This window comes from Streptomyces sp. NPDC107500 (assembly GCF_055582785.1).
Genome location: NZ_JBVJPF010000002.1, coordinates 1,007,083 through 1,020,616, shown reverse-complemented (window position 1 = coordinate 1,020,616; position 13,534 = coordinate 1,007,083). Strand labels below are relative to the sequence as shown.

General features: G+C 71.6%; 10 protein-coding genes. 3 read left to right on the top strand and 7 right to left on the bottom strand.

What is annotated here, in order from left to right; genetic code table 11:
• Nucleotides 1-45 precede the first annotated feature (45 nt).
• Nucleotides 46-1,236: an amidohydrolase family protein gene (locus ACZ67M_RS10570; protein WP_469850497.1), complete on the bottom strand. Its 1,191-nt coding sequence runs from the start codon at nucleotides 1,234-1,236 to the stop codon at nucleotides 46-48.
• A 606-nt stretch (nucleotides 1,237-1,842) separates the two neighbouring features.
• Here ACZ67M_RS10570 and ACZ67M_RS10565 point away from each other — a divergent pair.
• On the top strand, nucleotides 1,843-3,144 hold the full coding sequence (locus ACZ67M_RS10565; RefSeq protein WP_469850495.1) for an MFS transporter: 1,302 nt from the start codon (nucleotides 1,843-1,845) through the stop codon (nucleotides 3,142-3,144).
• A gap of 79 nt (nucleotides 3,145-3,223) precedes the next feature.
• On the opposite strand, the gene ACZ67M_RS10560 is transcribed toward ACZ67M_RS10565, so the two are convergent.
• The 6 genes from ACZ67M_RS10560 to ACZ67M_RS10535 all read right to left on the bottom strand — a co-directional run bounded on the left by ACZ67M_RS10560 (nucleotide 3,224) and on the right by ACZ67M_RS10535 (nucleotide 10,719).
• Nucleotides 3,224-3,898, bottom strand: a complete 675-nt coding sequence (locus ACZ67M_RS10560; RefSeq protein ID WP_469850494.1) for a GntR family transcriptional regulator — start codon at nucleotides 3,896-3,898, stop codon at nucleotides 3,224-3,226.
• A 178-nt stretch (nucleotides 3,899-4,076) separates the two neighbouring features.
• The gene (locus ACZ67M_RS10555) at nucleotides 4,077-5,174 is read right to left on the bottom strand and encodes an amidohydrolase family protein (RefSeq protein ID WP_469850492.1); all 1,098 of its coding nucleotides are present in this window, start codon (nucleotides 5,172-5,174) and stop codon (nucleotides 4,077-4,079) included.
• A 258-nt stretch (nucleotides 5,175-5,432) separates the two neighbouring features.
• Complete coding sequence (locus ACZ67M_RS10550; protein WP_469850490.1) at nucleotides 5,433-7,034, bottom strand: FAD-dependent monooxygenase; 1,602 nt, start codon at nucleotides 7,032-7,034, stop codon at nucleotides 5,433-5,435.
• A gap of 35 nt (nucleotides 7,035-7,069) precedes the next feature.
• Nucleotides 7,070-7,978: an alpha/beta hydrolase gene (locus tag ACZ67M_RS10545; RefSeq protein WP_469850489.1), complete on the bottom strand. Its 909-nt coding sequence runs from the start codon at nucleotides 7,976-7,978 to the stop codon at nucleotides 7,070-7,072.
• A 272-nt stretch (nucleotides 7,979-8,250) separates the two neighbouring features.
• Nucleotides 8,251-9,711: an aldehyde dehydrogenase family protein gene (locus tag ACZ67M_RS10540; RefSeq protein ID WP_469850488.1), complete on the bottom strand. Its 1,461-nt coding sequence runs from the start codon at nucleotides 9,709-9,711 to the stop codon at nucleotides 8,251-8,253.
• A 48-nt stretch (nucleotides 9,712-9,759) separates the two neighbouring features.
• Nucleotides 9,760-10,719, bottom strand: coding sequence for an amidohydrolase family protein (locus tag ACZ67M_RS10535; RefSeq protein WP_469850486.1), 960 nt, complete (start codon nucleotides 10,717-10,719; stop codon nucleotides 9,760-9,762).
• 104 nt (nucleotides 10,720-10,823) lie between these two features.
• On the opposite strand from ACZ67M_RS10535, the gene mhpA reads away from it, so the two are divergent.
• The gene (gene mhpA / locus ACZ67M_RS10530; RefSeq protein WP_469850485.1) at nucleotides 10,824-12,443 is read left to right on the top strand and encodes a bifunctional 3-(3-hydroxy-phenyl)propionate/3-hydroxycinnamic acid hydroxylase MhpA; all 1,620 of its coding nucleotides are present in this window, start codon (nucleotides 10,824-10,826) and stop codon (nucleotides 12,441-12,443) included.
• A 59-nt stretch (nucleotides 12,444-12,502) separates the two neighbouring features.
• Nucleotides 12,503-13,321, top strand: a complete 819-nt coding sequence (locus ACZ67M_RS10525; RefSeq protein ID WP_385802493.1) for an IclR family transcriptional regulator — start codon at nucleotides 12,503-12,505, stop codon at nucleotides 13,319-13,321.
• Nucleotides 13,322-13,534: the final 213 nt, after the last annotated feature.

Here is a 13,534-nt window from a genome sequence, read left to right as displayed (position 1 = left end):
GCTGCCCGGCCGGACGACGTGTCGACCGCGTGGCGGGGGCGTCGTTCAGGCGCCCGTGGAGTACTCCACGCCGCCGACCCATACCCGTCGGACGGCGCGGGTCGCGGTGATGTCGGTGAGCGGGTCGCCGTCGACCAGGAGGAGGTCGGCGCGGCATCCGGGACGAATGACGCCGCGGTCCCGCAGTCCGAAGGACTGGGCGGGCAGACGGGTTGCCGCTCGCAGCGCCTCGAGGGCCGTGAGCCCCGCCCGGACCAGCAGCTCCAGTTCGTGGTGGAGGCCGGCGCCGAACGGCGGCTGCACCGGGATGCCCGGAGTGCTGTTGGCGTCCGTACCCGCCAGGATCCGGGCGCCGGCCCGGCGCAGCGCCGCGACGCTGCCCTCTGCGGCCGCGTAGTCCGTTCCGGGGATCCCCAGCCCGGCGAAGCCCTCCATCATCGTCAGAGTGGGCACGGCGACGGTACCGGTGGCGGTGTACCGAGCCGCCACCGCCGCGGACAGCGGGCTGTCGAGAGGTACGTGATGGATCATGTCGACGCCCGCGTCCAGCGCCCGCTCCACCATGGCCACCGTGGTCGAGTGCGCCATGACGAGCTTGCCGCGGGAGTGTGCCTCCGTCGTCACCGCCTTGACGGTCTCCGGTGCCAGCCCCGGCTCATCGATGATGATCTTGATGTAGTCGGAGCCCTCGGTGATCCGGGAGCGCACGAACCGGGACGCCTGTTCCGGCCCGGTCAGGACCGCGTCGGCCGGGAAGGTGGGCAGCCCGCTCTGCGGGCTACCGGGCGCCACCGCCGGAGTGCCGGCACTCCGGATGTCGGGCAGGCCCGGCATCCCGCGCAGCGCATCGACGACGGAGGGCGGGAAGCAGGCCATGTCCAGACCGGTGGTCACGCCGGAACCGGCCAGCTGATGGAGCGTGCCGACGTCCTTGAGGTGGAGGTGCGCGTCGATCAGGCCCGGCAGCAGTACCGCGCCACCGCAGTCGATTCGGCGCGCGCCGAAGGCGCTGATGCCGATCCGTCCGTTCTCGATGACGACGGTGCTGGGCGTGGTGACCCGGTCGCCGTCGAAGACCCGGACGTTCGTCAACGCGACCTTGTCTGCGAAGCGGCTGGACCGGTCCTGCGCGTGTGCGGTGGTGGGCGCCGCCAGCGCCTGCACCCCCGCGACGCCGATCCCGGCCGCTGCGGCCGTCCTGAAGAAGTCACGCCGGTTCTGGTGGTCGATGCACATCGTGGTGCCTTTCTGCCGGGCGGGTGCGGAAAGTGCGACGTTCGCGCCTCTGGCCGGGGGAGTGGCGGCGGGGTGGTCGTCGGCGCGGTGTCCGAGGAGGCGCGGCTTCCGGCCGTGTGAGCCCGGCTGTTCGGGCACGGGCGGGCGGACGGTCCGGCGGCGGCGCCGGCGCCATGAGGACGGCCTGACCGTAATCGCTATATGTGATAACAGCAACCCTTCGTGCAGCCCCCGGGCGACTCCGTCCGCGGCATCCGCCGGCTGCACAGGCATTGACACGGGCACCCGACGGGCTTCAGCATCACTGCCAGTTCCCTGCGGCGTGACCGCGACGGACGGGGCCCTCCCCACCCGTACCCACGCCGCAGCACGTCCGTGACGCCCGGCGACGCGTCCCGGCGCCTAACGCCCCGTGTGCCGCATGCTGTCGGCCACCGGGCATGCCCCATCGAGCAGCGATCCCCACCGCGGCACCGCGTGCCCACGGCGGGGAGGCATGGGCTCCGGCGGGCGACCCCGTGATCGCCCCGGTCCTCTCCCCGTCACGCCTTCTGCTGCATCGCCGTGGCCTTCCCACTCGTGCAGTTCCCCATGAGGAGTACGGACATGAACCCCACCCCCGGCACACCCACGGCCGGGGCCCGCCCCGGCCCCGCGGTGGCGCTCGGCCTCGTCATCCTGTGCATCGAGGGATACGACCTCTTCATCCTCGGGGCGGTCGGCCCCTCCCTGCTGTCCCATCCCGACTGGGACGTCACCAAGTCGACGTTGGGGCTGCTGGGAAGTCTCACCGCGCTCGGCATGCCCCTGGGCTCCATCGCCGCCGGATGGGCCGGTGACCACTACGGGCGCCGCATGCCCATGGTCGTCAGCCTGTCCTGGCTCTCGCTGAGCATGCTGCTGAGCGCCGTGGCCGGCGACCTGACCCTGTTCGCCGCGACCCGGTTCCTCACCGGCATGGGCATCGGAGCCCTGATCCCCCTCGTCACCGCGTACGTCAGTGAAGCGGCCACACCCGCGCGCCACGCACTCCAGGTGGGCACCGCCACGACGGGACTGGCCATCGGAGGAATCCTCACCGGGGTGGTCGGCCGGACCCTGCTGCCGGAATGGGACTTCCGCACACTCTTCCTCTTCGGGGCGGTCCCCCTGGCGCTGATCCCCGTGGTGTGGCGTCTGGTTCCCGCCGTGGTGCGCGAACACCCGGCGCAGGGCGCGCTCGACGGGACGAAGGCCGCGGCCATGCCGCCCACCGCCGAGCCGCATGACTCGGCCAACCGGCTCCGTCAGCTCCTCGCCCCGATGTACCGCCGCTCCACCCTGCTCTTCTGGGCGGCCACGTTCGCCGGACTCGTCATCGTCTATGGCGCCAGCACCTGGCTGCCCACGCTGATGGTCGACTCCGGGTACGATCTCGGCTCCTCGCTCGAATTCTCCATCGCCTTCAACGTCGGCGCCGTCATCGGCACCATCGGCGCCGCCCTGGTCGCCGACCGCGGGTTGCTGAAGGTCTCCACGATCGTCAGCTTCCTCCTCGCCGCCGTCGCGATGATCACCCTGAGCACGCCGCAGCCGCGCCCGCTGCTCCTGGTGGCCTCGGCCGTCGCCGGTTTCGGGGCGCTCGGCACCCAGGCCCTGGTCAACATCTACGTGGCGCACGCCCACCCGGCGCGCCTGCGTGGCACAGCGCTGGGGTTCAGCCTCGGCGTGGGACGCGTCGGTGCCATCGTCGGGCCCAGCTACCTGGCCGCCGTCACCGTGCTGATCAGCTCGTCCAAGGCCGGCTTCTACGCCTTCGTCGTCCCCGCGCTCCTGGGGGCGGTCCTGATCGGGCTGATGAGGCCGGGACGGCGTGCCTCCGCCCCCGCGTCGGCCGGTTCCGCCACCGAGGCGCCGCTCACCCGGTGACCGGAGGCCCGGCACCCGAACGGCTCCCGGCGGTGTCCGGCCGGCTCCACCGGTCGGACACCGCCGGGAGCGGCCGCGTTCAGGACAGGGCCGAGAAGGCGATCTTCTCGTTGCGGGCGAGGTGCCGCTCGACGGCGGCGGCGACCGTGGCGGGCTCGCGGGTGCGGAAGGCCGCCACGAGGTCCAGGTGGGCCTTGCCCCGCCGCTGGTGTTCGGCGGGATCCGGGTCGAGGTGGCCGAAGCCGATACGGATGTAGCGTTCTCCCGCCCGCCACAGCGTGGTGAGGACGCGGATGTCCCAGGCGGTCGCGGCCGGCGCAAGGAGCGCGAGGTGGAAGGCGTGGTGGTCGTCGTAGATGTCGGCCATGCCGTGGTCCCGGGCGCCGAAGTCGACGGCCAGGGACTCCAGTCGGTCCAGTTCCTCGTCCGCGAGAAGACCGCACGAACGCCGGGCGATCTCCGGTTCGAGAGAGCGCCGCAGACGGTAGATGCCTTGCAGATCATCGAGGTCGAGCGGAGCGATGACGGCGCTCCGGCCGGGCCGCATGATGACCAGGCCCTCGCTCTCCAGGCTGCGCAGCGCCTCCCGGATGGGGATGAAACTGATGTCGAGCATGCCGGCCAGTTCGCGCAGCGAGTACTCCCCTCCGGGATCCAGGGCGCCGGTCAGGATCGCGCGCCGCAGTTCCTCGGTGGCCTGCTCCACCACGGACCGTGACGTGATGGGCTGGACAGCTCCTCGGGGAGTCGCCACGGTGTATCCCTCACTTCGGCCGTCTGGTGGTACGGCCAACTATAGCGACGGCTCTGCGGAGGAGCTGCGGGCATGACAAGGGCCCCGGAGCAGCCCGTTTCCGCCGGTCGTCCGACGGCGACGCCCCGCACCGTGGGCGAGACGGTGCGGGGCATCGGATCATCCGGGCGACTGCCGGTCACAGCTTGAGGATGCGTTCCGCGTTGCGGTGGGCGATCTTCTTGCGATGGCCGGCCGACAGGCTCGCGTGGCGCAGGAACCCGACGGCCTGTTCGCTCTTCTCGAAGGGGTAGTCGATGGCGAAGAGCACGTTGTCGATGCCCACCGCCTTGATCGCGGCCTGGAGCATGGTGTCGTCCATCACGCCCGAGGTGGTGATGGCGATGTTGTCGACGAGGTACTCGGAGGGCTTCCTCTTCAACGGCACGCGGGTGTTGATGTTCTGGATCTGCACGTCGAGGCGGGGTATCTGGAAAGGCAGGAACTCGCCCATGTGGCCCACGATGAGCCTGGCTCCCGGGAAGTCGTCGAAGACTCCGCCGAGGATGACCCGCAGGGCGTGGCCGCCGGTCTCCGCCGCCCAGCTGTACAGGGGGCCGACCAGCTCCGGACGGTCCTTCAGCAGACCCCAGTCGCCGGTCGGCGCCGGAGTGGGGTGGAGGTAGAGGGCGGCGCCCAACTCCTCCAGCGCGGCCCACACCGGCCGGAACTGCGGCTCGTCCAGGTAGTGGCCGTTGGTGTGACCGTTGACCAGGAACCCGGCCATCCCGAGGTCCCGTACGGCGCGCCCGGCCTCCCGTACGGCTGCCTGGGGATCTTGCAGGGGCAGCGCGGCGAGGCCGCCGAAGCGGGTGGGGTGCGCGTCGATGATGCCGGCCAGCGCGTCGTTGGCGACCTGCGCGTCCCGCACGGCGATGGCCGCGTCGGGCTGCATCTGCACCCCGGGCGGGGTGAGGGAGAGCACCTGCATGGTGACGCCGTTCGCGTCCATGTCGGCGAGCCGGTACTCGGTGATGTCCGGCAGCCGCTTGAACCACTCGGCGGTGACCTCGGGCTTGAAGGGGATCGCGCCGTTCAGGGCCGTGCCCTGCGTGATGAGACCCGGCAGCATGACGGCTTCTTCGATGGCGATGATCTTCAGCCGGCCGTGCGGGTCGGGCCGGTCGCCGTGTGCCTGGGCGGTGCCGGGGGACATCACGGCGGCGGCGCCGGCGAGGGCCGCCGTGCCCGCCGCGGTGTTCAGGATCTGACGTCTCGTCCATGGGTGAGCGCTCATTGTGCGATTCCTTTCGGGAACGGGGTGGTGTGGGACGACTGGAGTGCGTGCGGGTCCCGCACCGGGCGGAGCGCCTACTGCCGTCCTCCCTGTCCTGTGCGGCGGCGGTACGCCCGGTTCGGGCGAAGCGGGGGAAGCGCCGCTCGGCGTGAATCCGGAGGCGTGGTCCGCCCCGGCCGCGAGGCAGGCGCCTCGGACAGGGTGCGGCCGGGGCGGGGTCTGGTGTCGGCGCGGGGCGCCGGTCAACGTGAGGGACGTTCAAGGGCTTTGGTGTGCCGCCCCGCCTCGACGGGCGTGCCCGCTCAGGGTGTCGACGAGCCCGAGGGCGTCCTCGGGAGCCTCGTCCCCCAGCCAGCCGACCACCTGGTCGGGGCGGACCAGGGCGAGGCGGGCGCCGAGCAGTTCGGCGTAGTCGGCGGGCGGCTCCGGCAGACGTACGACGGTGAGTGGCACCCCCCTCAGGCGTGCGGCGTCCACGATGTCCGCCTCCGGCGTGCCGTGCCCGAGGGTGAGCAGTGTCAGATGGTCACCGAGCAGGTCGTACAGGGAACGCCCGTCCTCGAGGAACACATGGGGCAGCCGGGCGCCCGCCCATGTGGCGCTCGGCCGTCCCCGCGGCTCCGCGGGAGCGATCGGTGAGGTGGCGATACGGAGTCCGAGGACCAGGTCGAGCGAGTGGAACTCCGCCGTCTTGGTCTCCTGGATCCGCGCGCCCGCGGCTCGCCGGGCCCGGGCGCCCGCGTCGTCGTCCGCGTCGAGGTCGGCGGCGAGCAGTTCGGTGGAGAGCACCCGCATGTTGGCGGTCGCCTCGCGGATGACGCGTTCCTGGACGGGGCGGCGCTCGCTCTCGTAGCTGTCGAGGATGTCCGCCCCGCCCCAGCCGGCGAGCACGGCCGCCAGTTTCCAGCCCAGGTCGACCGCGTCCCCGATGCCGGTGTTGAGCCCGTGGCCGCCGAACGGCGGGTTGAGGTGCGCGGCGTCGCCGGCGAGGAAGATCCTGCCGTGGCGCATGCGGTCGACGATCTGCATTCGCGCGGTCCACGGGTCGGTGGACAGCACCTCGGCCCGCACCGGCCTGCCCGCCACGGCGTCGATGATGTGCCGCGCCTCGCGTTCTCCGGACGTCCGGTCCACGCCGAAGGCGATCGCCCACCAGGTGTCCGTCCGGTTCAGGGGCCCGACCAGTGCCGGGGCGGCCGGGCTGACGACCCAGTACTGCACGGCCGGACCGTGCGCCACGTGCTTCCACAGGTCGGGGCTCTTGAAGACCATGCCGAAGTTCGGGCGCAGGGCCTCCCCGCCGCCCAGGTAGCGGGAGCCGATCCGGTCCCGTACGACGCTGCGCGGGCCGTCGCAGCCGATCACGTAGTCGGCGGTGACGAGGCTCCGGCCGCCGTGAACGTCCTCGACGGTCACGGTCACCAGGTCGTCGTCCTCAGCCACGTCGACGACCTTCGAGCCGAGGACGAGGCGGCCGGGGGCGAGTTCCTCGACCGCCTCGCGCAGTACCTCCTCCAACACGTACTGCGGCGCCTGCTGGCCGATCTCCGGGAAGCGGTCGCCTTCCGGGGCGAGCCCCAGGACGCCGGTGAACCGGGACAGCTCCCTGCCGGTCAGCGACGTGCAGAACACGACGTCCTGGGACCAGGACGTGGGCAACGGGGCGCGCGAGCGCAGCCGTTCGGCCAGACCCCAGCGGCGCAGGTGTTCCATGGTGCGTACGTTGAGCGTCTTGCAGCGGGGGCGCGCCCTGGAGACGGTTGCGCGCGGCTCGACGACCAGACAGTCGACGCCGCGCCGGCCGAGCTCCACGGCGGCCGCCAGACCGACCGGGCCACCGCCGGCGATGAGGACCTGCACGTGCTGCGGGGGGTGCTTATGGGCGACGGGGAGCATCAGTTCGCGTTCTCGGCTCGCTGCCGCGTGGCGGCCCAGTGCGCACATTCCTCGGCGAACGCGAGCTGCCGCAGATGCAGCGCGTGGCCCAATGTGTGGTGGTCGATGCAGTGACCCGTGCCGCGGGCGACGCTCGCGTCGACGAACGGGGCCGCCGTGAACATCGCGGCGAACCGGGCCACGTTCTCCGGGCCGCTGCTCCACAGCGCGTCGAACTCGGCGAGCGCGTTGTGCACCGGGACGCGCACGCGGGGGGCGACGGTGGGCAGATGTTCCCTCGGCCATGCCGGAGCCTGTACCAACTCCCGCACCGGCACGGGCGCGTAGGAGCCGTGCGCCTGTCGTACGCCCTCGGCTCCGTAGGTGTGCGGCGGTCCGAACATCACCTTGTCCCGCTCCTCGTACGGAAGGTCCACGGTCTGGTCCGGAGGAAGGGAACCGAGAGCCTCGGCCGCTCCACCGCTCGGGATGACGGCCCCCATGCCGGTCGCCGAGACACCGATGAGCGGGAGGCCGGGAGCGGAAGCGGCGATCATCAGGGCGATCATGCCGCCGATGGAGTGGCCGACGAGGAACACACGGTCGGCCGCGAGGCGGGCGACAGCCTGCGCCAGTGCGGTGCCGAGCAGTTCCGCGTGCCGGGCGAAGGTGTTGGCGTCCGGTTCCAGGGGGGTGCTGCCGCCGTACCCGGGGCGGTCGAAGGCCACGACCGGGTAGCCGTGCGCGGCGGCGACGTCGAGGAAGGAGCCTTCACCGGCGCCCTCGACGTCGAAGTAGTGCGCTGTATAGGTGCCGCCGTGGAGGGCGGCGATCAGGGGCTTGCCGGTGAGTTCGGCGGGGCCGGCGGCAAGCGCCGTGATCTTGTGTCCGTGGACCTCGAAGGTCAGAAGGTCGCGCTGTTTGGCCATCTGTGGCCTCCTGCCAGGGGTGGATTCCAGCGTGCCGCGCGGAGGGGACCGCAGCGCGGCGAACGACGACGCACAGCTTGCGAGGGAGTCGGCCGCCCCCGGTCCGTGGCATCGATCACCGGTTCGGGCGCTGCCGGGGTTCTGCGAGCCTAGGCGCTATATGTGATAACAGCAAGCTTTCGGATGCCCGTGGGACGGGACGGAAGAGGTACGGGACGGAAGAGGTGACGAGGGTCCGCGCGCACGCGGGCCCGCCCTCACCGCGGCGACCGTCAGTGGTGCTGCGGGACGTAGTCCTGGGTGATCTGCTTGTACTCCAGGAAGTCCTCCACCGAGGCCGGGCCGCCGAGCCGGCCCACACCGCTGGACTTGAAGCCGCCCTCCTCGAACTCGATGGTCAGGTTCGCCCAGCTGTTGATGGAGACGAGACCGGCGTCGAGCCGGCGCGCGACCCGCACCGGACGGTCCGCGTCACGGCTCCACACGCAGGCGCTGAGGCCGTACTCGGTGTCGTTGGCGAGGGCGATCGCCTCCTCCTCGGTGTCGAAGATCTGGACGGTCTGCACCGGGCCGAAGGTTTCCTCCTGCACGATCGGGAGGGAGGAGTCGGTGACCGCGAGCAGGGTCGGGTGGTAGAAGGCGCCACCGGCCAGCTCGGGAAGGGTGCTCGGTCCGCCGCGGACGACCGGCTTGGCACCGGCCGCGATGGCCGCCTCCACCGCCGCGTCGACCCGAGCGACCGACGCCTTGTCGATCAGCGGGCCGATCTGGCTCTCGGGGTCGGCGGCCGGACCGGGACGCACGCTTTCCAGGCGCTGGGCCAGCGCGGCGGTGAACTCGTCGGCGATCTCCCGCTGCACCAGGACCCTGCTGCCCGTCATGCAGAACTGCCCGGCGAAGACGGTGCACGACGCGACGGCCGTGGCCAGCGCGGCCTCGATGTCGGCGTCGGCGAAGACCAGGTGAGGGGTCTTGCCACCCAGTTCCAGGCCCACCCGTTTGAAGTGGGCCGCCGCGCCCTGGGCGATGAGCCGCCCGGTGGCGGTGGAGCCGGTGAAGCTGATGACGGGCACCTGCGGGGAGTCGACCAGCAGGCGGGCGACATCGGAGCCGGACTCGACGACGACGTTCACCGCGCCCTTCGGCAGCTCGGGCACCGAGGCGAGGATCTCGCTCATCAGCGCGGCGGTACGGGCCGCCTGTCCCGGCATCTTCACCACGGCGGTGCAGCCCGCCGCGAGGGCCGGGGCCAGCGCGCGGATGCACAGGTAGGCGGGGGAGTTCCACGGCACGACGATGCCGGCGACGCCGACGGGCTGACGGATCGACATGGCCTGGCGGCCCGGCTGGGTGTCGGTGACCCGGCCGTGCGGCTGGACCGCCAGACCCGCCGCGAAGCGCAGGGCACGCAGGATGAAGTGCGTCTCGAAGCCCGCCTCGCGCCGGAGCTTGCCGTTCTCCAGACACAGCGTGTCGATCACCTCGTCCATGCGCGCGGCGTACGCGTCGGCGAGGTGGCTCAGAGCGGTGGCCCGCACCATCGGGTCGAGCCGCCACTCGTCCTCCTCGAACGCCCGGCCGGCCGCGTCGATGGCCCGCTGCCCCGCCTCCGCGTCGGCGTCGGCGTAGGTACCGATCACTTCGCCCGTGGCCGGGTTGATGCTGTCGCGGGTCCGTTCGGAACCGACCCACTCGCCGTCGATCCAGTGCCGTGCGGTGTTCTCTCGGGTCATCTCGGCGACTCCTTGCTTGAGAGGGGGCTGGGGGGTGCGGGTCGGCCTTCAGAGACCGAGCAGCCGCTCGGCGTTGCCGTGGGCGATCTTCGCCCGGTCGGCCTCGCTGATCGGGGCCGTCCGCAGGAACTCGGTGGCCTCGCCCATCTCCTCGAACGGGTAGTCGGTGCCGAAGAGGATGTGGTCCGAACCCAGGGCCAGCAGCGCGCACAGCAGCGGCGGGGCCGAGCACACGCCGCTGGTCGTGATGTAGAGGTTGTGACGGACGTATTCGGAGGGGTTGGCCCGGTTCAGCTCGACGCCTTGGTGGTTGTGGTAGTCCCAGCGGGAGTCCATCCGCCACAGCGCGTAGGGCAGGCCCTCGCCCATGTGGCCCAGCAGCAGCTTGGCGTCGGGGAAGTCGTCGAAGACGCCGCCGAACACGCACCGCATGAAGTGGGTGGCGGTGTCCGTTCCCCAACTCCACATCGGGCCGACGAGTTCCGGGTGCCCCTGGATGACGTGCGGGACGTCGACGCCGTTGGCCGGGTGCAGGTACAGCGGCACGTCCAGGCCCGCGGCACGCTCCCACACGACCCGCAGCTCCGGGTGGTCGAGGTAGCGGCCCTGCGTGTGCGCGTTCACCAGGGCGCCCCGCATGCCCAGCTGGGAGACGGCGCGCTCCAGTTCGTCGGCGGCCGCCTTCGGGTCCTGCAACGGCAGGGCGGCGAAACCGGCGAAGCGATCGGGGTGGTCGGTGATCACACCGGCGAGCAGGTCGTTCACGGCGGTGGCCCGGGCGACCGCGGTGGCGGCGTCCTTCTCGGCCTGGATACCGGGGGAGTTGAGGGACAGCACCTGCATGTCCAAACCCGCCGCGTCCATCTCGGCCAGCCGCTCGCCGGTGATGTCGAGGAGCCGCCGGGACGCCTCGCGCCACTTGTCCGGCTGGAGGATGGCGGCCGCCGAGGCGCCGTACTTCTCCAGCTCGGGCGTGACGAAGTGTTCCTCAAGACCGATGGTTCGCATCGCGACCTCTTCATTTCACTTATATGCATTGACTTCACTGATGGTGAAACGTACGTTCCGTGGATGTCAACCCTTTGGAACGTCCGAGCAAATGGAGGTGCCCGATGACGGGTACGGAGGTCGCCGCGGTGGATCCGGTCCCGAACGGGACCGTGGTGGATGTGGCCGTGGTGGGGTACGGCCCGGTCGGTATGGTGGCGGCCGCCCTGCTGGGACGGGCGGGGCACCGGGTCCTCGTCCTGGAGCGATACGCCGGCCTGTACAACCTGCCGCGGGCGGCCAGCTTCGACGACGAGACCATGCGCACCCTCGCGCGTCTCGGCGTGGCGGAGGCCCTGCTGCCCAAGGTGCGCGTGCAGCCCACCTACGAGTGGCGCAACGGCCGCGGAGACCTGCTGATAGAGCAGCACTTCGCCGAAGCCGGACGCAGCGGCTGGCCGGAGTGGAACATGATGTACCAGCCGGACCTCGAAGAGGCGCTCGACGCGGTGTGCCGGTCGATGCCGCAGGTGGAGGTCCGGCACTCCGGCGCCGTCGTCGCGCTGGACCAGAGCGCGGAGAACGTCACGCTCACCGTCGAGGGCCCCGAGGGACGTCGGACGGTCACGGCGCGCTACGTCCTGGGCTGCGACGGGGGCAACAGCTTCGTACGGTCGGCACTCGGCGTGGGGCTGTTCGACTACGGCTTCTCCGAGCCGTGGATGGTTTGCGACTTCCGCTTCCGCCGGCCGGCCGAGGTCCCGGCGGCGTTGCAACTCGGCGACCCGCTGAGCCCGACCTCGATCATCTCGCTCGGTCCCGCGCACCACCGGTTCAGCTTCATGCTCGACTCGGTGGACGACTTCGAGACCGAGCGCGATCCGCAGCGCGTCTGGAAGCGGGTCGCCTCCCACCTCACTCCCGACGACGCCGATCTCATCCGGGTCGCCACGTACACCTTCCGGTCACTCATCGCGGAGGACTGGCGTCGTGGCCGGGTCCTGCTGGCGGGCGACGCGGCGCACCAGATGCCCCCGTTCCTCGGGCAGGGCATGTGCTCGGGCTTCCGCGACGCGCAGAACCTCGCCTTCAAACTGGACCTCGTCCTGCGCGGAGCCGCGCCGGACGACGTCCTCGACACCTACCAGTCGGAGCGCGAGCCGCATGTGCGCGCGGTGACCGAGAAGGGCATCGAGCTAGGCCATCTCCAGACCCTGCGGGATCCGGAGCGTGCCGCGGAGCGTGACCGGACGCTGCTGGCCCGCCGCGCGGAGTCGGGGACGCCCGAGGCCGTACGCCTGCCGAGTCTCGTCGACGGTCTCTTCGCCCGGACCCCGGAACCCGGCCGGGGGCAGCTGTCGGTCCAGGGCGTGGTGGACGACGGTACCCGCCGCGACCGCCTGGACCAGGTGGTGGGCGGCGGCTTCCATCTACTCGTCGAGGACGGGTCGCTGGACGCCCTGGAACGCGCCGGCCTGCTCGACGACCTCGCCCGGGCGGGCGTGCGAGTCGTCGTGCCCGGTGAGCGGGCCGCCGCACACCCGAAGGCGGCCGTCGTCCACGACGTACACGGCACGTACCGCGGGTGGTTCACCGAACTGGGCTGCTCGGCGGTCGTGGTCCGCCCCGACTTCTACGTCTTCGGCACGGCGATCGGCCCCGACGCGGCGGCCGGTCTCGCCGGTGAGCTGCTGAGCGCGGTGCACGGTGGCCCGGCCGCACGCGAGGTGCCGGCGGACACCTGATGCCCCGTTCCCCTCGCCCCGGAAACGACTGTGCGAGGCCGGTCACTATGATCCCTGCTGTGAGCGATCAGCGTCCTTCCGACTCCGAGGCCAGTGGGGAATCGCCGGCACGGCAGGGCATCCAGTCCGTCGAACTGGCGATGACGGTCCTGCGGGCCCTCGAGGAGGGGCGGGGCCCGATGAGCCTGACGCAGCTCGCCGCCGCCGCCGGCATGCAGCCGAGCAAGGTCCACCGCTACCTCGTCAGTCTCGCCCGCGTCGGTCTCGTAGCCCAGTCGCCCAGCTCCGGGCGCTACGACATGGGGCCGGCCATGCGGCGGCTCGGCGTCGAGTCGCTGCGCAGGATGGACGAGGTGGCGCTGGTGAGCGAGCACCTGCCGGGGCTGCGGGACCGTACCTCGCACGCGGTCAACCTGGCGGTGTGGGGCGACCACGGACCGGTCGTGGTGCGCTGGGAGTACGGTGCCCACGCGCTGCCGATCACGGTCCGGGTCGGCGCCACCATGCCGCTGCTGACCTCGGCGATGGGAGGGGCGTTCCTCGCGCACCTGCCCGAGCAGCTCACCGAGCCGGTGCTGCGCGGGCAGCTGGAGGCCCAGACGCTGGACGCGGCCACCCGCGACCGGGTCGACCGGATCAAGTCAGAGGTGCTGCGCGAGGGCGTGGCCACCACCGTCGGCGGCGTCATTCCCGGCGTCACCTCACTGGCGGCTCCCGTGTTCACCGCGGGGGAGTCCTTTCCGCTCGTCGTCACCCTGGTGATGCCGGCGCGAGGCATCACCGAGCAGGACGTGGCCCACCTCTCGGAGCAGCTGCTCACCTCGACCCGGGCCATGTCCGAGGTCCTGGGCCACGCCGTGGACCAGCGCCGACCGTAGGACGTCCCCCCCCGGACACTTCACCGAGCAGGCGCGCCCGGCGGGCGGCGTCCTGCTCCGTCGCGTCGCGCGGCACGGCGACGCGGGGGTGCCTCCGTGGCAGGCGAGCGCTCGACGAGCAGTCGGAAACCAGAACGCATGACCCCGGACCCCGTCATCGAAACACGTGACTACGCTTTCCTTAGCTACTCAGAAATGCGTAGCATGAGGCAG